This is a genomic window from Pseudomonas sp. KNUC1026 (assembly GCF_021650705.1).
Lineage (GTDB): Bacteria > Pseudomonadota > Gammaproteobacteria > Pseudomonadales > Pseudomonadaceae > Aquipseudomonas.
On record NZ_CP087138.1, the window covers coordinates 4301540 to 4321405 of the forward strand.

Sequence of the window (19866 nt, forward strand, 5' to 3'; positions counted from 1 at the left end):
AAAAGGCTTAAAAGGAGGGTGGCTCCCTGCCACAGGTGCTTTACGGCTTGAACACGCCCGCGAGCACTTCCATCTCGGCATCGCTGAACAAACCGCGTGGGTAGCGTTCGCTCATCAGCTTGCGTGGGTCGGTATGGAGGATCTGCCGGCCGCCGTTGGCACGCAGCCACAGGGCAAGCATTTGCAGGGACACAGGGTCATTTTTAGGCTGCGCCGCGCCGTGGGTCGGGTTCATGGTGGCACTCCCGGTTTTCAACGAGCGCTAAAGCTATCCAATGTTTATGACAGGTTGGCGACATGGGCCTGCGGCCAACCTGCTGAACAAAACGATACAAAAGCTGTGCCAGCTGATTGCCCGTATCTGGCGCGATAGAGGCAATCGGAACCGGTTATTTCGGCTGCTGTTGAGTGAGGCAGTGGATGTTGCCGCCACCCAACAACAGCTCACGGCCCGGCACCATCACCACTTCGTGCTCGGGGAAGATCTTGCGCAGGATCGCCTCGGCCGTGGCGTCCAGCGGGTCGCCGAAGCTCGGAGCAATGATCCCGCCGTTGACGATCAGGAAGTTTACGTACGAGCCGGCCAAGCGCACGGAGGGGTTGCGCTCCTGGCTGCCGGCGGCCTGGTCGACGCCTGCACATTCTTCTTCGGTGGCATACAGCGGCCCCGGAATCGGCATCTTGTGCACCACCAAGGTGCGCCCACGGGCGTCGGGGGTGCTTTCGAGCACCTTCATCGCCGCCTGGCAGCGTGCGTAGTTGGGGTCTTCGGGATCATCGGTCCAGGCCAGTAACACCTCGCCGGGGCGTACGTAACAGCAGAAGTTGTCGACGTGGCCGTCGGTTTCGTCGTTGTACAGGCCGTCGGGCAGCCAGATGACAGTGTCCACGGCCAAGTGATCGCGCAGCACCGCCTCGATCTGCTCGCGGTTCAGGTGCGGGTTGCGGTTGGCGTTGAGCAGGCACTCTTCGGTGGTGATGACTGTGCCTTCGCCGTCGACATGGATCGAACCACCTTCGAGCACGAAGCCAGGGGTGTGGTAGCGGTCGCAATGCTCGATCTCCAGCACCTTGGCGGCCAGCTCCTCGTCACGGTTCCACGGGCTGTAGAGGCCGCCATTGAAACCGCCCCAGGCGTTGAAAGCCCAATCCACGCCACGCACCCGGCCTTTGCCATCGATGACGAAGGTGGGGCCGGTGTCGCGCACCCAGGCGTCGTCATTGCTGATCTCGACCACGCGGATATTCGGCACGTCGAGGCGGGCGCGGGCATTGGCATACTGTGCGGCCGACACGGCCACGGTGACCGGCTCGAAGCGCGCGATGGCCTTGGCCAGCGCTACATGGGCCGCCTGCACTGGCTTGCCACCCAGGCGCCAGTTGTCCGGGCGCTCGGGCCATACCATCCAGGTCTGGCTATGCGGAGCCCATTCGGCGGGCATGTGGAAGCCGTCGGCCCGTGGCGTGGTGGTCAAAGTAGCCATGCGGTGTGCGCTCCTGGTATTGGGTAAACGTGGTTTATACCGGATAGAAGTCGGCTTATGAATGGCAAGAGAACCAAAACATTCTTCACCAGGCGCACTTTGACCGATTAATGTCGGCAAATGGTTGGGCTCATATTCCCTCAGACAGCACCCGCGCCACACTGTCCACGAAGAAATCCACGCTCTGCCGAGTGGTGTTCATCGGCGGCTTGATCTTGAGAATGTTCAAATGATCGCCGGTCGGCTGCATGAAGATGCCCAAGTCGCGAAGGCGGTCGCACAGGCGCGCGGTTTCCTCGGTGGCCGGCGCGAGCGTCTCGCGATCCCGCACCAGCTCAAGGCCCAGGTAGAAGCCCGAGCCGTGAGCGGCGCCCACCAGCGGGAAGCGCTCCACTAATGCCTCAAGGCGTGCCTTGAAGTAGCGGCCGGTCTCACGCGCATTGTTCCACAGCCCCTCCTCCTCCATTACATCCAGCACCGCCATGCCGACCTGGCAGCTGACCGGGCTGCCGCCAGCCGAGGAGAAGAAGTACCCCTGCGCCTCCAGCGCCTCGGCGATCTCGCGGCGGGTGATCACCACCCCCAGTGGCTGGCCGTTGCCCATGCCTTTGGCCATGGTGATGATGTCGGGCACCACGCCCTGCTCTTCGAAGCCCCAGAAGTGTTCGCCAAGGCGGCCATAGCCCACCTGCACTTCATCGGCGATGCACACGCCGCCGCGCGCGCGGACCTTGCCGTACACCGCCTCAAGGTAGCCCGGCGGCAAGGCGATGCCGCCGGCGTTGCCATAGACCGGCTCGCAGATGAACCCCGCCAGCGGCCTTGCGCTCTGGTCGATGGCGGCCAGAGCCTCATCGACGCTGCGCAGGTAATCGGCAGTGCTGCCGGGGCCGCGATAGGCGCCACGGTAAGTGTTGGGCGCCATCACCGGATGCACCCAGCCCGGGCGCGTGCTGAGTGCTTGCGGGTTGTCGGCGATGGAGGTGGAGATGGCGTCGGTTGCCACCGACCAGCCGTGGTAGGCCTCAAGCACGCTGAGCATGTCGCGCCCGCCGCTGTAGGCCCAGGCCAGGCGGATGGCCAGATCGTTCGCCTCGGTGCCGCTGTTGACCATGAACACTCTGTCCATGCCGGCTGGCGCCAACTTGAGCAGGCGTTCGGAGAACTCGGCGATGGCCGCGTAATGAAAGCGCGAATTGGTGTTGAGCAGCGACCACTGCCTGGCGGCCACCTGGGCCATGCGCGGGTGGCCGTGGCCGAGCGTGGCGACGTTGTTGAGCATGTCCAGGTAGGAGCGGCCCTGCAGGTCGATCAGGTGGTTGCGCCAGCCCCGCTCGATGCGCGGCGGAGCGGCGTAATAATGCTTTTGCGAGCGGGCGAAGCTGGCGTCGCGGCGAGCCAGCAGCGCTTGTGCATCTTCGAAGGCGGGCGCGTCGCAATCCCAGCCCAGCAGCGCGGCGGGCGATGGGCACAGCTGGCGCCACGCGGCAGCGCGCACGGCGGTGCAGAACAGCGGTGCGCTGCAAAGGCCTGCGCGCAGCAATTGCACCCGCGCGGGGCCGCTCAGGGTGCCCAGTGCATCGCCAGCCTGTAGCGGGCCTTCATCGATCGGTGCCAGCCCCCACAGGCGCAAAGTCAGGTGCTCGCCACACAGCTGCGCGCCGCCCTCGGGATGCTCACGCCAATGGCCGCTGAACGGCGCCCGCACCTCAGCCGGCTCGGCCAGCATCAGGTCTACGTGCAGGGCAAAGGTTTCAGGGGTGTGCGGGCAGTCCACCAGCGTGCGCGCCAGGCGGTACTCGCCGTAGCGCGAGCTGGCCGGCGCGTGCTCGGCGAGCAGCACCGCTTCGATACCTGGCTGCTCCCAGTTGCCGGCCTCGAAATGTGGGCTGAGCACGCTCAGGTCTACGCTGCGCATAGCGCCAGCCACTGGCTCGGCAAACAACTGCCCCGGGCACACCGGCGTAGCCGCCAGCTCGAAACCGCAGGCCTCGATAATCGCGGCCTCCATCAGCGCCAGTGGCAACGTCTGGGCGGCTTCGAGCATCTCCAGTTCATTCGCGGCGTTGGCCTGCACGTAAGTGTTGCCAGGGTCGAGGGCGAGCTGGCGCGCACCGCTGAGCACCACGACTACCGTGCGGCCGACGATGATCGGCCAGAGCGCCTGTGCCTCTCCGCGGGTGAGCGGGCATTCGGCGTGCCACGCGCGGACGGCCGGCAGGATGGCGAACGGGTCTCCCTCGCTGTGATGCAGCAGCGCCGAGCAGGTGACAGCCAGCTCGGCCACGCGCCAGGTGTGGCTCAGGTCGCCGAAATCGATCACCCCGTGCAGCGCCCACTCCCGCTGCTCATCCAGCTTCCAGACACTGTTGTCGTCGCTCAGGTCCAGGTGAACAGCCTGTTGGGGCAGCGAATCGGCCAAAGGTTGCAATCGCGCCCAGGCTTGCCTGGCGCAGGCTTCAGCTCGCTCACGCAGCTCGGTGTCGGCCAGGCTTGGCAACAAATGCTCGGTCATTGCCCACGCGTGGCGCGGGTCCCATTGCAAGGCGCGCGCAAGGCCGGGGTGCTCGAAACTGGCCAGCGCCAGGCTCATGCGCACGGCCATCTGCCCCATGCGTATGTTCAGCGCTTCGCCGAACCAGCCACGGTCGGTGAGCGGCTGGCCGTCCAGGTAACTGAGCAGGCGCACGAACGCCCCCTGAACATGAATGATGCCTTCTCCGTTCAGGCTGGCAATCACGCGAGGCACCGGCAAACCGTGCTCGGCGAGATGCGCCATGGCCTGGTGCTGGGCTTGCAGCTCGGCCAGGCTGTAGTCATCCCGGCAGGCCTTGAGCACAAAGCAGCCCTGCGGCGTTTCCAGGAGGAAGTTGCGATCCTGCTGGCTGCCCAACGGCGTGAGCTGCCCACTCAGGCCGTAATGCTCCTCCAGCAGCGCCATGGCGCCATCAGCGCTCAGGTCGGGCGGGAGCAGGCTGGCACGGTGGGTGAGCGATTCGATCAGCATGGGAGCAGGCCTCGGCGATTTTCAGGCGCCAATAACGCCATGCCCGCTCGCGCCGCGCAAGGGCCTGCCTATAAAGGTTAAGTAGCACGTCAGTTTCCCGGCAGGCGGCGCAGCTACACGCGTCAAGCTTGCGTCCAACCCGCGATCCTTCCAAGCTAGCCCGCACGTTGCACCCTTCGACTCAAGGAACAGTCAACACATGAGAATTCTCGTCACCGGCGGCGCCGGCTTCATCGGTTCGGCGGTGGTCCGCCACCTGATCGCCAACACCGAGCATGAGGTGTTGAACCTCGACAAGCTCACCTACGCCGGCAACCTCGAATCGCTGCAACCGATCGCCAGCAACAGCCGTTACGAGTTCGTGCAGGCCGACATCGCCGACCAGCCCACCGTAGCCAGGCTGCTGGCTCGCTTCGAGCCGGATGTGATCATGCACCTGGCGGCCGAGTCGCACGTTGACCGCTCCATCGATGGGCCGGGCGACTTCATCCAGACCAACGTGGTCGGCACCTACGCGCTGCTCGAAGCCACCCGAGGCTACTGGAGCCAGTTGCCCGAGGCGCGCCGTTCGGCGTTTCGCTTCCACCATATTTCCACCGACGAAGTGTACGGCGACCTGCATGGCGTGGATGACCTGTTCACCGAAACCACGCCCTACGCCCCCAGCTCCCCGTACTCCGCCAGCAAGGCTGCGTCCGATCACCTGGTCCGCGCCTGGCACCGCACTTACGGGCTACCGGTGGTGGTCACCAATTGCTCGAACAACTACGGCCCTTATCACTTCCCGGAAAAGCTCATCCCGCTGGTGATCCTCAATGCGCTGGAAGGCAAGCCGCTGCCGGTGTACGGCGATGGCAAGCAGGTGCGCGACTGGCTGTTCGTCGAAGACCACGCCCGCGCGCTGGTCGAAGTGGCGACCCGTGGCAAGGTCGGCGAAACCTACAACATCGGCGGCCACAACGAGCAGCAGAACATCGAGGTGGTACGTGGCATCTGCACCCTGCTCGAAGAGCTGGCGCCCCAGCGCCCGGCAGGCGTTGCCCACTTCGCCGACCTGATCACCTTCGTCAAGGACCGCCCCGGCCACGACCAGCGCTACGCTATAGATGCGAGCAAGATCAAGCACGACCTGGGCTGGGTACCGGCTGAAACGTTCGAAACCGGCCTGCGCAAAACCGTGCAATGGTACCTGGCGAACCTTGAATGGTGCCGCCACGTACAGGACGGCAGCTACCAGCGCGAACGCCTGGGCAACACTGAACACAAGGATCTGATTGCATGAAAGGCATCATTCTGGCCGGCGGTTCCGGCACCCGGCTGCACCCGATCACCCTGGGCGTTTCCAAGCAACTGCTGCCGATCTACGACAAGCCGATGATCTACTACCCGATCTCGGTGCTGATGCTGGCCGGCATCCGCGAGATTCTGGTGATCTCCACGCCCGTCGACTTGCCGCAATTCCGCAACCTGCTGGGCGACGGCAGCCAGTTCGGCGTAAGCATCAGCTACGCCGAGCAGCCCTCGCCCGATGGCCTGGCCCAGGCCTTCCTGATCGGTGAAGAGTTCATCGGCAGCGACTCGGTATGCCTGGTGCTGGGCGACAACATCTTCCACGGCCAGCACTTCTCCGACCAGCTCAAACGGGCGGTTTCGCACCCCAGCGGCGCTACCGTGTTCGGCTACTGGGTCAAAGACCCACAGCGTTTCGGCGTGGTGGAGTACGACGCCAACGGCAAAGCGCTGTCGATTGAAGAGAAGCCCAAGGAGCCCAAGTCCAGCTACGCGGTGACAGGGCTGTACTTCTACGACAACGACGTGGTGGAGATTGCCAAGGCAGTCAAGCCCTCACCGCGCGGCGAGCTTGAAATCACCGACGTCAACAACGCTTACCTCGCCCGTGGCGACCTGCGTGTGGAGCGCTTCGGCCGCGGCTTTGCCTGGCTCGACACCGGCACCCACGACAGCCTGCTGGAAGCCTCGCAGTACGTGCAGACGGTCGAGCACCGCCAGGGCCTGAAAGTCGCCTGCCTCGAAGAGATCGCCTACCAGCAGGGCTGGATCGACCAGCATCAGCTGCTGGCCCGCGCCGAAGCTTTCGGCAAGACTGGCTACGGCCAATACCTGTTCAGCCTGGTGAGAGACGACCGATGAAAGTGACCCCTACGGCCATCCCAGATGTGCTCCTGATCGAGCCCCGGGTATTCGGCGATGATCGTGGATTCTTTTCGAAAGCTTCAATGCCCGCGCCTTCGAAGAGGCCACCGGGCATGCCCTCGAATTCGTTCAGGACAACCACTCCCGCTCGCAAAAAGGCGTGTTGCGCGGCCTGCACTATCAGGTGCAGAACGTGCAGGGCAAGCTGGTGCGGGTGGTGGCTGGCGAGGTGATCGACATCGCGGTGGACATCCGCCGTAGCTCGCCGACCTTCGGCCAGTGGGTCAGCGCCCGGCTGTCGGCCACCAACCAGCATCAGTTGTGGGTGCCGCCGGGGTTCGCCCACGGTTTCGTGGTGGTGAGCGACTATGCCGAGTTCCTCTACAAGACCACCGACTACTACACCCCCGCCGCCGAGCGCTGCATCGCCTGGAACGACCCGGACCTGGCCATCGACTGGGAGCTGGGCGATATCACCCCGCAACTGTCGGCCAAGGACCAGAACGGCACGCCGTTCAAAGCGGCGGAGACCTTTGCGTGAAGATCCTCATCACTGGCGCTCAGGGGCAAGTCACCCTTGCCTTGCAGGCGCGCCTGGCGGGCCTGGGCGAGGTGCACGCGCTGGGTCGCCAGCAACTGAACCTCGCCGACCCGCAGGCGATCCGCACACAGGTGCGTGAGCTCGCGCCGGCCCTGATCATCAACCCGGCGGCCTACACCGCCGTAGACCAGGCCGAGAGCGAAGCGCCGCTGGCACAGGCGATCAATGCCATCGCTCCCGGCGTGCTCGCCGAAGAGGCCGCGCGCCTGGGCGCACCGTTGATTCACTACTCCACCGACTACGTGTTCGACGGCGCCAAAGCCGAGCCTTATGTGGAGAGCGACGCCACCGGCCCATTGGGTGTATACGGCGCCAGCAAGCTGGCTGGCGAGCAGGCGATCGCGGCTGTGGGCGGTGAGCATCTGATCCTGCGGACCAGCTGGGTGTATTCGCTCACCGGCCGCAACTTTCTGCTGACCATGCAGCGCCTGTTGCAGGAGCGCGAAGAGCTGCGCGTGGTCGCCGACCAGTTCGGCGCGCCCACCTGGGCCGGCACCATCGCAGAAAGCACCACCGCGCTCATCGAGCGTTGGCAGGCAGGCCAGGCCGGCGCCTGGGGCACCTATCACCTCACCGCAAGCGGCAGCACCTCCTGGTTCGGCTTTGCCGAGGCGATCGGCGAGCAGCTCAAAGCGGCCGGCAAACCTTGTGCCCGGTTGCTGCCGATCGATACCGCGCAGTACCCAACGCCCGCCAAGCGCCCAGCCAATTCCCGGCTCGATTGCACCCTGCTGCAACAACAGTGGGGCGTGAGCCAGCCTGAGTGGCACTCCGCCCTGCTGCACTGCCTGGCCTGACGCGCCCGCGCGCATGGGGCATAATCGCCCCATGCCGACCACCCCCACCGCCAACGCCTTGCCCCGCCGCCCTCGCTGGCGCAGCCTGGCCATTCTCGCCCTGTGCCTGGCCCCGATGTTGTGGCCGGTGCAGCAGCTCGCCGACCGTTATTACCGCAACGAGCTGGCCAGCCAGAACCGCCAGACCCTCGACCTGTACGTAGCCAACCTGCTCGGCACCTTGCACCGCTACGAAACCCTGCCGCAGATCCTCAGCGGGCTGCCTGCCTTGCGCCATGTGCTGGAGGCCCCGGCCGACAAGCAGGCTGCCGATAACGCCAACGCCCTGCTCAAGCAGATCAGCCAGCAGACCGGCGCTGAAGTGATGTACCTGATGGACGCCACCGGCGAGACGCTGGCGGCCTCCAACTGGGACCAGAAAGACAGCTTCCTGCGCCGCAACTTCGCCTTCCGGCCCTACTTTCGCGACGCCGTCGATGGGCGCCTGGGGCGGTTCTTCGGGCTGGGCACCACCTCGGCCAAGCGAGGTTACTTTTTCGCAGCCGCCGTGCGCGATGGCGAGCGGGTGATCGGCGTGCTGGTGGTGAAGGTCGACCTGGATCACACCGAGCGCCTGTGGGTAAAACGCCTGAACAATTGGCGCTGACCGACGACTACGGGGTGGTCATTCTCACATCGCGCCCCGACTGGCGATATCGCGCCACGCGAGCGCTCAGCGAAAGTGAGCACCTCGCTATCGAGGCGAACCTGGCCTACCCCACCCGCGATCCGCAGCCCCTGGCGCTGGATGAAAACGCCTGGGTGGTACAAAGCCGCGCCATTACCGAAACCGGCTGGACCGCCAACCTGCTCGCCCCGCGCAGCCTGATCGACCGCCCGGTGCGCAGCGTGCTGGCGATCGCCACCGGAGCGCTGCTCGCCTTGATGCTGGCGCTGGGGCTGATGATGCAGCGCCGGCGCAATTACCTGGACCGCATCGCCTTCGAAGCCCGCGCGCGCCAGGAGCTGGAAATGCGCGTGGCCGAGCGGACCAGCGCGCTCGAGCGGCTCAACACCCGGCTCAAGCAGGAAGTGCTCGAACGCGAGCACGCTCAGCAGAAGCTGTTCCAGGCCCAGGATGAGCTGGTGCAGGCCAGCAAGCTGAGCGCGCTGGGCACCATGTCGGCCAGCATCAGCCATGAGCTCAACCAGCCGCTGGGCGCTATCCGCAGCTACGCTGAAAACGCCGAGGTGCTGCTCGACCACCAACGCACCGACGACGCCCGCGGCAACCTCAAGCTGATCACCGAGCTGACCGCGCGCATGGCGTCGATCATCGCTCACCTGCGCGCCTTCGCCCGCCGCGATCACCACGCGCCGGAAAGCGTGGCGCTGCAACCGGCCATCGAGGATGCCCTGGCGCTGCTCGCCAAACGCCGCCGTGCCATGGACGTGGAGCTGATTCGCGACTTGCCCGATGCTCCGCTGTGGGTTCAGGCCGGTGAAACCCGCCTGCGCCAGGTGCTGGGCAACCTGCTGGCCAACGCGCTCGATGCGCTGACGGAAAAAGCCAACCCGCGCCGGCTGTGGATCAGTGCCGAGAAAACCGCCCAGGGCGTGAACCTGTACATCCGCGACAACGGCCCAGGCTTTACCCGTGAGGCCCTGGCCCGCGCGCGTGAGCCGTTCTTCACCACCAAAACCCGCACTCAGGGGTTGGGGCTGGGCCTGGCCATCTGCGAGACCCTGATGCGCGCGCTCGGCGGCGAGCTGGTGCTGGCCAACCATCCCCAGGGCGGGGCGCTGCTGACCCTGCGCCTGCTTCCCGCCCGCCCCGGCGCTAATCTGCAGCCACCCGAGGAGTTCGCATGAGCGCCGGCATTCCCATCGACAGCCAAGTGGAAGTCATCCTGGTCGATGACGACCCGCACCTGCGCCGCGCCCTGAGCCAGACCCTCGACCTGGCTGGCCTGGCTGTGCTGCCGCTGAGCGATGCAGCGGGCCTTGCCGAGCGCGTCCACAAGGACTGGCCGGGCGTGGTGGTGAGCGACATTCGCATGCCTGGCCTGGACGGCCTGCAGCTGCTCGAGCGCCTGCACGGGGTAGACCCGGAGCTGCCGGTGCTGCTGATTACCGGCCACGGCGACGTGCCGCTGGCGGTGCAGGCCATGCGCAGCGGGGCGTACGACTTTCTGGAAAAACCATTCGCCAACGATGCGCTGCTCGACAGCGTGCGCCGCGCGCTCGGCGTTCGCCGGCTGGTGCTGGAGAACCGCAGCCTGCGCCTGGCCCTGAACGACCGCCAGGAGCTGAGCACGCGGCTGATTGGCGCGTCAGCCCCCATGACGCGGCTGCGCGAGCAGGTCGGCGCGTTGGCCAACACCAAGGCCGATGTGCTGATCCTGGGTGAGACCGGGGCCGGCAAGGAAGTGGTCGCGCGAGCACTGCATGACCTCTCCCCGCGCCGGGCCGGGCCGTTCGTGGCGATCAACGCCGGTGCCCTGGCCGAATCCGTGGTGGAGAGCGAGCTGTTCGGCCACGAACCCGGGGCGTTCACCGGCGCGCAGAAGCGCCGCATCGGCAAGTTCGAGTTCGCCAACGGCGGCACGTTGTTTCTCGATGAAATCGAAAGCATGAGCCTGGACGTGCAGGTCAAGCTGCTGCGCCTGTTGCAGGAACGTATGGTCGAACGCCTGGGCGGCAATCAGCAGATCCCGCTGGATATCCGGGTGATCGCCGCCACCAAGGAAGACCTGCGCCAGGCCGCCGACCAGGGGCGCTTTCGTGCCGACCTGTATTACCGGCTCAACGTGGCCTCGTTGCGCATTCCACCGCTGCGCGAACGCGGTGAAGACCTGCTGCTGTTGTTCCAGCATTACGCCGACACAGCCGCTCAGCGCCACGGCCTGTCGGCTCATGCCTTGCTGCCTGCCCAGCGTGCACTGCTGATGCGCCACTCCTGGCCAGGCAACGTGCGCGAACTGCAAAACGCCGCAGAGCGCTTCGCCCTGGGCCTTGAGCTAGCGCTGGACAACCAGGCCCCGGTGGCTTACCCCATCGATGAACCTGCCCTCGGCACCGGCACCCTGGGCGAACAGGTGGAGAGCTTCGAGCGCGGGCTGATCCAGGCCGAGATGGCGCGCTCGCACAGCTCGCTGCGCAGCCTGGCCGAGGCGCTGGGCATGCCGCGCAAGACCCTTCATGACAAACTGCGCAAGCACGGCCTGCACTTCGCGGCGGGCGACGATACGGAATAGCCTCATGCGTGAACTCGAAGCGATCCTTCACCACGACATCCCGCTCACCCGCGAAATGGGCCTGACCGTGCAGAGCTGGGCGCAGCGCACACTGGTGCTGGGCCTGCCGCTGGCGCCCAACGTCAACCACAAGCACACCATGTTCGGCGGCAGCCTGTACTGCGGGGCGGTGCTGGCGGGCTGGGGCTGGTTGCACCTGGCACTGCGTGAGGCAGGCGTCGAGGGCGGGCACATCGTGATCCAGCAAGGCCAGATCGACTATCCGTTGCCGGTCACCGGAGACGCGATGGTGGTGTGTGACGCACCGAGCGAGGCGCATTGGGCGCGCTTTCTGAAGAGCTGGGCGCGCCATGGCCGGGCACGCCTGGAGCTGCACACCCAGGTGCGCAACCTGGGCAACAGTGAAGACGCGGTGCGTTTCAGCGGGCAGTTCGTGCTGCACCGCTGAGAGCGATCAGCTCGGCCTGCCAGGCCACCCCTGCCGGCAAGGCCAGGAAGAACTCATTGAGCAGGCTCTCCCGCGGCGGATAGCTGAATGGCTCGCCAGCCAGCGTCAATACCAACCCGCCGGCACCTTCCAGCACGCCCTGGGCGGCGGCCGTGTCCCATTGCGAAGTAGGCGCCAGGCGCGGGTAGCAATCGGCGGCGCCCTCGGCCACCAGGCAGAATTTCAGCGAGCTGCCGATATTGGACAACTTCAGCTCACCCACCCGCTCGGCGAGGCCCGCCAGCAAGCGCTCTTGCTGCTCACTGCTGTGGCGCCGGCTGGCGACTACGGTGAACGGCTCGCCAGCGGGCTGGCGCTGGCGCACCGCGATCGGCCGAGGCGCCTGGCCGGCGTCAGCGCGCCAGGCGCCGAGACCTTGGCCACCGAACCAGCAATGGCCGGCCACGGGCATGCCCACCACGCCGAACACCACGCGCCCGGCCTCGATCAAGGCGATATTGACGGTGAATTCCTCGCTGCCAGCGATGAACTCCTTGGTGCCATCGAGCGGATCGACCAGCCACCACCGCGCCCACTGGCTGCGCTCGGCCTGTGCAATGTCGGCGTCCTCCTCCGACAGCACCGGGATATCCGGCGCCAAGGCGCGCAGCCCTTCGACGATCACCTTGTGCGCTGCCAGGTCTGCGGCGGTAACCGGCGACTCGTCGGCCTTGGTGGCGACTTCCACACCCGCGCGCCAGAACGGCAGGATGGCTTCGCCAGCGAGAGCCGCCAGTTCGATGACGCCTTCAAGCAATGGATGGGGATAGTTCATGGCTTGAACACCCCGCGCTCGGTGAGCAGGTCACGGGCCAGGTACAATGCGGCCAGAGCACGGCCTTCGCTGAACTGTGCGTTGCGCGCCAGGGCGCTGAGCTCGCGCAGGTTGACCTTGTCGACCCGCATCGGCTCGGGCTCGTCGCCTTCGAGCCGTTCTTCGTACAGGTCGGTGGCCAGCACTACCTGGATTTTCTGGCTCATGTAGCCAGGGCTGAGCGATAGCTCGGTCAGGTGTTCAAGGTGGCGGGCACCGAAGCCCGCCTCCTCTTTCAATTCACGGTTGGCGGCGGCCAGCACGTCTTCACCCGGCTCGATCAGGCCCTTGGGCAGCGACACTTCATAGGTTTCGGTACCGCCGCAGTATTCTTCGACCAACACCGCATGCTCGGCATCGAGCATGGCGATGATCATCACCGCGCCGTGGCCGGTGCCTCGCCCCACCAAGCGCTCGTACACCCTTTCAATGCCATTGGAAAACCGCAGCTGCACCTGCTCGACACGAAAGATTCGGCTGCTGGCAACGATTTCGCGAGCAAGTACGGTGGGCTTCTGGCGCATGAGCGGCTCCTTGGCGTGAACGGGTTACTATACATGCACCGCATTTTTTTGACCTGCCCAGGAGCCCTGCCATGGCCGCCCTTGATTGGCCAGAGATCGACACCGTGCTGTTGGACATGGACGGCACCCTGCTCGACCTGCATTACGACAACCACTTCTGGCTCGAACACCTGCCGCAGCGCTATGCACAACTGCGCGGCGTCAGCGTGGAGCAGGCACTGGGTGCCATGGCTGCATTGTTCGACGAGCATGCCGGCACCCTGAACTGGTACTGCCTGGACTTCTGGACCACCACCCTCGGGGTCCCCGTGCTGGAGCTCAAGCGCGAAACCGCCGAGCGTATCCGCCTGCGCCCCGGTGCGCTGGAGTTCCTGCACGCGCTCAAGGCTGCGGGCAAGCAGGTGGTGATGATCACCAACGCGCACCCCGATACTCTGGCGCTCAAGCTCGAACGCATCGCCCTGGCGCCCTGGTTCGACCGCCTGATCAGCTCTCACCAATACGGGTTCCCCAAGGAGCACCCCGGGTTCTGGCAGGCGCTGGCGGCGGATGTGGCGTTCACGCCGGCGCGCAGCCTGTTCATCGACGACACCCTGCCGATCCTGCGCAGCGCCCGCACCTTCGGCATTGGCCACCTGCTGGCGGTGCGCTCGCCAGACAGCGCCAAACCCGACAAGCAGACCGAGGAGTTCGAGGCGGTGATTGACTACGCAGCCTTGCACCCCCGCCTCTAACCCGTTTGAATGGCCGCTACTTGAATCGCCGAGCCTCGGGATGGACATCAAACAATTACGCTTCCTGATCGCCCTGGATGAAACCCGCCACTTCGGCCAGGCCGCCGCACGCTGCCACATCACTCAGCCGACGCTGTCGATGCGCCTGCGCAACCTGGAAGAGGAGCTCGAACTGCCGCTGGTGGTGCGTGGCCAGCGCTTCGAGGGCTTCACCGCGCCGGGCGAGCGCGTGCTGGCCTGGGCACGCACGGTGCTGGCGGCGTACGACGGGCTGCAAGCCGAGGCCGCTGCGTGTCGTGGCCAGTTGCAGGGCACGTTGCGCCTGGGCGTGGTGCCGCTGTCGAGCTTCGACCCGGTGCCGTTGCTGACCGGCCTGCACGCGTTGCACCCGAACCTGCGCTTCGAGTTGAGCTCTCTGAGCTCCGAGCAGATCTCGAGCAGTTGGCCAGCAACCGCATCGACTTGGGTGTTTCGTTTCTGGAGCGCCTCGACAGCGAGCGTTTCGACTCACTGCCACTGGCCGCCACGCGCATGGGCCTGCTATTCGACGAACGGCATTTCGATCTGGCAGGCCAGGCGCTGGATTGGCTAACCGTGGCCGCGCTGCCGCTGGGCATGCTCAGCACCGGCATGCACTTTCGCCAATCCATCGACCACGCGTTCAACAGCCGCGGCCTCGCGCCCAGCCCACTGATCGAAACCGATGCGGTTCACCAGTTGCTGCAGGCTGTGCACGCCGGGCTGTGCTGCGCGATCATGCCGCTGGACGGCGGGCTGGAGGGGCTCACCGAGCACCTCCGGCTGGAGCCCATCGACAACGCCCACACCCTGGCCAGGGTCGGTTTGATCATGCGCCGGGCCGCACCGCGCTCCGCGCTCGCCGAGGCGTGCTTCGCCTTTTGCCAGCAGCCGCCCGAGCCGGGCGCACAATGATCGACCCCCTCTATCGGCGCATCGGCACTGGCGATTAGACGGCGCTGGCAATCGGGCATAGGCTGAAACCATCACCCAGCCACGCGCGTGCCCATCACATGAATGCCTCGCAGCCTGCCGTTGCGGTGCCTGCCGAGCAGGTGCCCGAGGCCAGCCACTCCTACGACTACTGCGATCTTGCCGGGCAAGCGCCGGGGCACGCTGCGCTCGCCGAGGAAGTGGCATTGGCGATCGCCTTCAACGGCATCAGCCAGGCAGTGATGCTGGTCAGCCCCGGCGACCTCGAAGACTTCGTGGTGGGCTTCAGCATCGGCAGCGGCATCGTCCAGGACGCCAGCGAAATCTATGACATCCGCCTGAGCGGCTGCGGCGCGGCCTGGCAGGCTGAAGTCGAGATTGCCAGCCGGGCGTTCTGGGCACTCAAGGACCACCGCCGGCAAATGGCCGGCACCAGCGGCTGCGGGTTGTGCGGTGTGGAGGCAGTCGAGCAGGCCCTGCCGGAGCTGCCCGTACTACCCGCCACATCGCTGCCGCCGCTTCAGTGGCTGGCCGGCCTGCGCGACCGCATCAGCGCCTTCCAGCCGCTGGGCCGGCATTGCGGTGCCGTGCACGCAGCCGTGTTCATGGGCAGCGACGGTGAGTTGCTGCTGGGCCGTGAAGACATCGGCCGGCATAACGGCCTGGACAAGCTCATCGGTGCGCTAGCGCAGCAAAAGATCCCGGCCACTGGCGGCATTGCCGTGGTCACCAGCCGTTGCAGCCTGGAACTCATTCAAAAGGCCCTGCGTGCAGGCCTCGGCACGCTGGTCAGCCTTTCATCGCCCACTGGCCTTGCGGTGCAGTGGGCACGCCAACATCACCTGAACCTGATTCATCTACCGCACCACAGTGCGCCGCGGGTCTACAGCCCCGCCCTGGAGAAACGCCCATGAGCACCGGACAGACCGAAAAACCACCCGCCTCCGCCCCCCGCTACAAACCCTACAAAGGCGCGGCGGCCGGTTGGGGTGCACTGCAGAGCGTAACCCGCGCCTGGCTGGGAAGCGGCAATGCGCTGAAGAACATCCGCATGATGCTCAAGACCAACCAGAACGGCGGCTTCGACTGCCCTGGTTGCGCCTGGGGTGACTCGCCGGAAAGCGACGTGGTGAAGTTCTGCGAGAACGGCGCCAAGGCGGTGAACTGGGAAGCGACCAAGCGCCGTGTGGACCCGGCCTTCTTCGCCCGCCACAGCGTGACCTCGCTGCTGGAGCAGAGCGACTACTGGCTTGAGTATCAGGGCCGGGTCACTCACCCGATGGTCTACGACGCCCAGACTGACCGCTACAAGCCGCTGAGCTGGGACGACGCTTTCGCGCTGATCGCCCGTCACCTCAACGCCCTGCCCTCGCCGGACCTGGCCGAGTTCTACACCTCGGGCCGTGCCAGCAATGAGGCGGCATACCTGTATCAGCTGTTCGTGCGCGCATTCGGCACCAACAACTTCCCCGATTGCTCGAACATGTGCCACGAGGCCAGTGGCGTAGCGCTGTCGCAGAGCGTCGGCGTGGGCAAGGGTACGGTGACTTTCGCCGATTTCGAACATGCCGACGCGATCTTCGTCTGGGGCCAGAACCCTGGCACCAACCACCCGCGCATGCTCGAACCGCTGCGCGAAGCAGTTGAACGCGGCGCGCAGGTGGTGTGCATCAACCCGCTCAAGGAGCGCGGCCTGGAACGCTTCCAGCACCCGCAGCACCCGATCGAAATGCTCACCAACGGCAACCGCCCCACCAACACCGCGTACTTCCGCCCGGCGCTGGGCGGCGACATGGCGATCCTGCGCGGCATGGCCAAGTTCCTGCTGCAGTGGGAGCGTGAGGCGCAGGAGAAAGGCGAGCCGGCGATCTTCGACCATGACTTCATCAACGCCCATACCGCGACCGTCACCGAATACCTGGCGGTAGTGGACGCAACGCCGTGGGAGAAAATCGTCGAGCAGTCGGGCCTGGCGCTCTACGAGATCGAGCAGGCTGCGCGCATGTACGTCACCGGCAAGCGGGTGATCATGTGCTGGGCGATGGGCATCACCCAACACCGCCATTCGGTGCCGACCATTCAGGAAATCTCCAACCTGATGCTGCTGCGCGGCAACCTCGGCGTGCCCGGTGCCGGCCTGTGCCCGGTTCGTGGCCACAGTAATGTGCAGGGCGACCGCACCATGGGCATCAACGAGCGCCCGCCGGCCTTTCTGCTGGAAGCGCTGGAGAAGCGTTTCGGCTTCAAGGTACCGCGCACCAACGGCCACAACGTGGTCGAATCGATCCACGCGATGCTCGAAGGCCGCGCCAAGGTGTTCATCGCACTGGGCGGCAACTTCGCTCAAGCCACGCCCGACAGCCCACGCACTGTGCAAGCCCTGCGCAACTGTGACCTGACCGTGCAGATCAGCACCAAGCTCAACCGCAGCCATTTGGTGCACGGCAAAGAGGCGTTGATCCTGCCGTGCCTGGGCCGTACCGACATCGACCAGCAGGCCAATGGTCCGCAGGCGGTCACAGTGGAAGACTCTTTCAGCATGGTGCATGCCTCCTTCGGCCAGTTGCGCCCGATCTCCGACCAGATGCGCTCGGAGCCAGCGATCGTCGCGGGCATCGCCAAGGCTACGCTCGGCGACAAACCGGTGGACTGGAATTGGCTGATCGCCGACTACAACCGCATCCGCGACCTGATTGCCGACACCATCCCCGGCTTTACCGACTTCAACGCCAAACTCAATCAGCCTGGCGGTTTCTACCTGGGCAACAGTGCGGCGGCACGGCGCTGGAACACTCCGAGCGGGCGCGCCAACTTCAAGCCCAACGAGCTGCCCAGCGACCTGCTGCACGAGAAGGTTCACGCTTCTGGCAGCTTGCCGGACCTGATCTTGCAAACCATGCGCTCGCACGATCAGTACAACACCACCATTTATGGGCTGGATGATCGTTACCGCGGCGTGTACGGCCAGCGTGACGTGGTGTTCGCCAACGAAGCCGACATCATCCGTTTGGGCTATCAGCCTGGGCAGAAGGTCGACCTGGTGGCGCTGTGGGAGGATGGTGTGGAGCGCCGGGTGAAGAACTTCACCTTGCTGGCCTATGACATCCCGGCCGGGCAGGCAGCGGCCTATTACCCGGAGACCAACCCGCTGGTGCCACTGGAGAGCGTGGGCGCTGGCAGCCATACACCAACATCGAAGTTCGTGGCGATTCGCATCGAGCGTGGGAGTGAAACTGCCCGCATCCTTTGAGCCATAACCGCCCTGCCGTAGGAGATCGGCTGCGCCGAGCGACGCGCCGATCTCCGGTCCACTTCGATATTCGAATCCAGGCCCGGAGGTAAGTTATCAGTACCGACGCCGCCACACTGATCATCAAAGACCTCGCCCTTCGCCTGCCTGACGGCCGCGAGCTGTTCAACGGCTTGAACGCTACCTTCTGCGCCAGGCAATTCACCGGCATCGTCGGCCCCAATGGCAGCGGCAAGTCGATGTTGGCGCAGATCATGGCCGGGCGCGTGGCCACAACGCAGGGCGCTGTAGGGTGCGCAGGGCGTGTGGGCTACCTGCCGCAATGGCTCGGCCCGCTGCCCGGAACGGTCGCGGACCTCCTGGGTGTACGCGAGGCGCTCGACGCGTTGGCCCGGATAGAAGCCGGTGCATGCGACCCCGCACTTTTCGATGTGATCGATGACCGCTGGGCGCTGGCCAGTGACGTGTGTACCTGCCTCGAAAGGGCGGGCCTGGCTCACCTGCCGCTCGACCGCCCAGCGCAGGCATTGAGCGGCGGCGAAACGGTTCGGTTGATGCTCGCAGGCCTTCGGCTGGGCGGTGCCACGGTGCTGATCCTCGACGAGCCGACCAACCACCTGGATGCTCAGGCGCGCGAGCAACTTGTCGACGCGCTCGGCCGAGGCACCGAAACGCGCATTGTGATTTCACACGATCGGCAATTGTTGGAGCGTGCTGATCGAATCCTTGAGCTGCGCCCCACCCAACTTGCGCCGTACACCGGCGGCTACAGCTTGTACCGAGAACAGCGAGAGGCACAGAGGAGCAACGCGCAGTCGGCGCTGACCAAAGCAAAAGCAGTGCGCGACAGCCTGGAACAGAACATTGCGGCGGCGCGCCAGCGCGAGGTGCAGCGTGCCAGCCACGGCCGAAAGGTGGCACGCGCCACCGGCACTCCAGCCATCGTCGCCAACGCACAGGCTGAGCGGGCCGAGCAGCACAGCGGCCACCAGCGCATTCAACAGGCGCGCATGGCTCAAGCCGCTCAAACACAGCTCGACGAAGCCAGGGCCGGGGTAGAGCTGCTACGGCCCAGCCAGTTGATTACGCCCCAGGGGCACGTGGCGAACGCTGCGCAGGTGGTGGCACTGGAGGCGTGCGAGTTGCCCTACGGGCCGGCGGCGAGCCGCTTTATCGACCTGGCGTTGCAAGGCCCGGTGCGGGTGGGGGTGCTGGGGCCCAACGGCTGCGGCAAATCCACATTATTGAAGGTCATCGGCAACATGCTGGCGCCGGCCAGCGGCTCGGCCCGCTGCGCCGAGCGTACCCACCTGATTGATCAGCAGGCGCAAACCTTCCCGCCCGAGCAGAACATCGAACAAGTACTGCGCAGCCAATACGGCACGGCTGAAGAGGGGCGGTTGCGCCAGGTGTTCGCCAACGCCGGCCTGGATGCCCGGCAAATGACAACGCCGTTCGGCACCTTGAGCGGCGGGGAACGCCTGCGCGCAGCCCTTGCGTGGTTGGCCGGTGGGCCTGAACAAACGCAATTGCTGTTGCTCGATGAGGTGAACAACCATCTGGACATTGCGGCGCTGGAGGCCGTGGAGCATCTACTGCGTCAGTATCAGGGGGCGCTGGTGGTGAGTGCCCATGACCGGGCATTTCTGCAGGCACTGCAGTTGACGCATCGATTGGCCTGGCGGCCAGAGGGGTGGATCTTCGGGCCTTGGGAGGCGTGATGCGTCGACAGCTTGAAATCTGCGCATCGCGCGGCAAGCCGCCCGCCCACGAGGCCTCCAGATTTTTTGTAGGAGATTCTATGGTCCTGAGCAAGCCTTCTAATGT

The 19866-nt window shown here is 65.6% G+C and carries 14 protein-coding genes and 3 pseudogenes; 12 read left to right on the plus strand and 5 right to left on the minus strand.

Annotated elements, in window-relative coordinates; all coding sequences use genetic code 11:
- Positions 1-40: 40 nt before the first annotated feature.
- The 3 genes from LN139_RS20290 to LN139_RS20300 form a co-directional block, all read right to left on the minus strand.
- A complete protein-coding gene (locus tag LN139_RS20290; RefSeq protein WP_236356068.1) occupies positions 41-235 on the minus strand; it encodes a hypothetical protein in 195 nt (64 codons plus the stop codon).
- A 154-nt stretch (positions 236-389) separates the two neighbouring features.
- The gene (gene aguA / locus LN139_RS20295) at positions 390-1484 is read right to left on the minus strand and encodes an agmatine deiminase (RefSeq protein WP_236356083.1); all 1095 of its coding nucleotides are present in this window, start codon (positions 1482-1484) and stop codon (positions 390-392) included.
- A 130-nt stretch (positions 1485-1614) separates the two neighbouring features.
- Positions 1615-4491 carry an aminotransferase gene (locus LN139_RS20300; RefSeq protein ID WP_236356096.1) on the minus strand — a complete coding sequence of 959 codons (2877 nt, stop codon included), beginning with the start codon at positions 4489-4491 and terminating at the stop codon, positions 1615-1617.
- Between the two features lie 199 nt (positions 4492-4690).
- Between LN139_RS20300 and rfbB the strand changes: the two genes are divergently transcribed.
- The 7 genes and pseudogenes from rfbB (at position 4691) to LN139_RS20335 (ending at position 11727) form a co-directional block, all read left to right on the plus strand.
- Entirely contained in the window at positions 4691-5773 is a 1083-nt protein-coding gene (gene rfbB, locus LN139_RS20305) for a dTDP-glucose 4,6-dehydratase (RefSeq protein WP_236356101.1), read from the plus strand.
- Positions 5770-6642 (plus strand): glucose-1-phosphate thymidylyltransferase RfbA, encoded by an 873-nt coding sequence (rfbA, locus tag LN139_RS20310; protein ID WP_236356114.1) that lies wholly within the window; start codon positions 5770-5772, stop codon positions 6640-6642. The genes rfbB and rfbA overlap by 4 nt, the downstream gene beginning before the upstream one ends.
- Positions 6639-7186, plus strand: a pseudogene (gene rfbC / locus LN139_RS20315) (dTDP-4-dehydrorhamnose 3,5-epimerase). Before rfbA ends, rfbC begins: the two are co-directional and overlap by 4 nt.
- Positions 7183-8043, plus strand: coding sequence for a dTDP-4-dehydrorhamnose reductase (rfbD, locus tag LN139_RS20320; RefSeq protein WP_236356119.1), 861 nt, complete (start codon positions 7183-7185; stop codon positions 8041-8043). Before rfbC ends, rfbD begins: the two are co-directional and overlap by 4 nt.
- 31 nt (positions 8044-8074) lie before the next feature.
- Positions 8075-9894, plus strand: a pseudogene (locus tag LN139_RS20325) (sensor histidine kinase).
- Positions 9891-11279: a sigma-54-dependent transcriptional regulator gene (locus tag LN139_RS20330; RefSeq protein WP_236356126.1), complete on the plus strand. Its 1389-nt coding sequence runs from the start codon at positions 9891-9893 to the stop codon at positions 11277-11279. The pseudogene LN139_RS20325 and the gene LN139_RS20330 overlap by 4 nt, the downstream one beginning before the upstream one ends.
- A gap of 4 nt (positions 11280-11283) precedes the next feature.
- The gene (locus LN139_RS20335) at positions 11284-11727 is read left to right on the plus strand and encodes a thioesterase domain-containing protein (protein ID WP_236356131.1); all 444 of its coding nucleotides are present in this window, start codon (positions 11284-11286) and stop codon (positions 11725-11727) included.
- Here the strand turns inward: LN139_RS20335 and cysQ are convergent.
- Together cysQ and nudE are read right to left on the minus strand one after the other, a co-directional pair.
- Positions 11699-12541, minus strand: coding sequence for a 3'(2'),5'-bisphosphate nucleotidase CysQ (gene cysQ / locus LN139_RS20340; protein ID WP_236356135.1), 843 nt, complete (start codon positions 12539-12541; stop codon positions 11699-11701). The two genes, LN139_RS20335 and cysQ, sit on opposite strands and share 29 nt — an antisense overlap.
- Entirely contained in the window at positions 12538-13104 is a 567-nt protein-coding gene (gene nudE, locus LN139_RS20345) for an ADP compounds hydrolase NudE (RefSeq protein ID WP_236356142.1), read from the minus strand. The genes cysQ and nudE overlap by 4 nt, the downstream gene beginning before the upstream one ends.
- A gap of 71 nt (positions 13105-13175) precedes the next feature.
- Between nudE and yrfG the strand changes: the two genes are divergently transcribed.
- The 5 genes and pseudogenes from yrfG (at position 13176) to LN139_RS20370 (ending at position 19760) form a co-directional block, all read left to right on the plus strand.
- On the plus strand, positions 13176-13838 hold the full coding sequence (gene yrfG / locus LN139_RS20350) for a GMP/IMP nucleotidase (RefSeq protein ID WP_236356148.1): 663 nt from the start codon (positions 13176-13178) through the stop codon (positions 13836-13838).
- A gap of 40 nt (positions 13839-13878) precedes the next feature.
- Positions 13879-14771 (plus strand): annotated as a pseudogene (locus LN139_RS20355) (LysR family transcriptional regulator).
- A 98-nt stretch (positions 14772-14869) separates the two neighbouring features.
- The gene (gene fdhD, locus LN139_RS20360) at positions 14870-15703 is read left to right on the plus strand and encodes a formate dehydrogenase accessory sulfurtransferase FdhD (RefSeq protein ID WP_236356164.1); all 834 of its coding nucleotides are present in this window, start codon (positions 14870-14872) and stop codon (positions 15701-15703) included.
- Entirely contained in the window at positions 15700-18039 is a 2340-nt protein-coding gene (locus LN139_RS20365) for an FdhF/YdeP family oxidoreductase (protein ID WP_236356179.1), read from the plus strand. Before fdhD ends, LN139_RS20365 begins: the two co-directional genes overlap by 4 nt.
- Positions 18040-18212: 173 nt before the next feature.
- Positions 18213-19760: an ATP-binding cassette domain-containing protein gene (locus LN139_RS20370; protein ID WP_236356188.1), complete on the plus strand. Its 1548-nt coding sequence runs from the start codon at positions 18213-18215 to the stop codon at positions 19758-19760.
- Positions 19761-19866 lie beyond the last annotated feature (106 nt).

What these genes read in the sequence shown, in the direction of transcription:
- fdhD (WP_236356164.1), top strand. Translation starts at nt 14,870, where the DNA reads ATGAATGCCTCGCAGCCTGCCGTTGCGGTGCCTGCCGAGCAGGTGCCC.
- LN139_RS20290 (WP_236356068.1), bottom strand. Translation starts at nt 235, where the DNA reads ATGAACCCGACCCACGGCGCGGCGCAGCCTAAAAATGACCCTGTGTCC.
- rfbA (WP_236356114.1), top strand. Translation starts at nt 5,770, where the DNA reads ATGAAAGGCATCATTCTGGCCGGCGGTTCCGGCACCCGGCTGCACCCG.
- nudE (WP_236356142.1), bottom strand. Translation starts at nt 13,104, where the DNA reads ATGCGCCAGAAGCCCACCGTACTTGCTCGCGAAATCGTTGCCAGCAGC.
- LN139_RS20335 (WP_236356131.1), top strand. Translation starts at nt 11,284, where the DNA reads ATGCGTGAACTCGAAGCGATCCTTCACCACGACATCCCGCTCACCCGC.
- cysQ (WP_236356135.1), bottom strand. Translation starts at nt 12,541, where the DNA reads ATGAACTATCCCCATCCATTGCTTGAAGGCGTCATCGAACTGGCGGCT.
- aguA (WP_236356083.1), bottom strand. Translation starts at nt 1,484, where the DNA reads ATGGCTACTTTGACCACCACGCCACGGGCCGACGGCTTCCACATGCCC.
- yrfG (WP_236356148.1), top strand. Translation starts at nt 13,176, where the DNA reads ATGGCCGCCCTTGATTGGCCAGAGATCGACACCGTGCTGTTGGACATG.
- LN139_RS20330 (WP_236356126.1), top strand. Translation starts at nt 9,891, where the DNA reads ATGAGCGCCGGCATTCCCATCGACAGCCAAGTGGAAGTCATCCTGGTC.
- rfbB (WP_236356101.1), top strand. Translation starts at nt 4,691, where the DNA reads ATGAGAATTCTCGTCACCGGCGGCGCCGGCTTCATCGGTTCGGCGGTG.
- LN139_RS20365 (WP_236356179.1), top strand. Translation starts at nt 15,700, where the DNA reads ATGAGCACCGGACAGACCGAAAAACCACCCGCCTCCGCCCCCCGCTAC.
- LN139_RS20300 (WP_236356096.1), bottom strand. Translation starts at nt 4,491, where the DNA reads ATGCTGATCGAATCGCTCACCCACCGTGCCAGCCTGCTCCCGCCCGAC.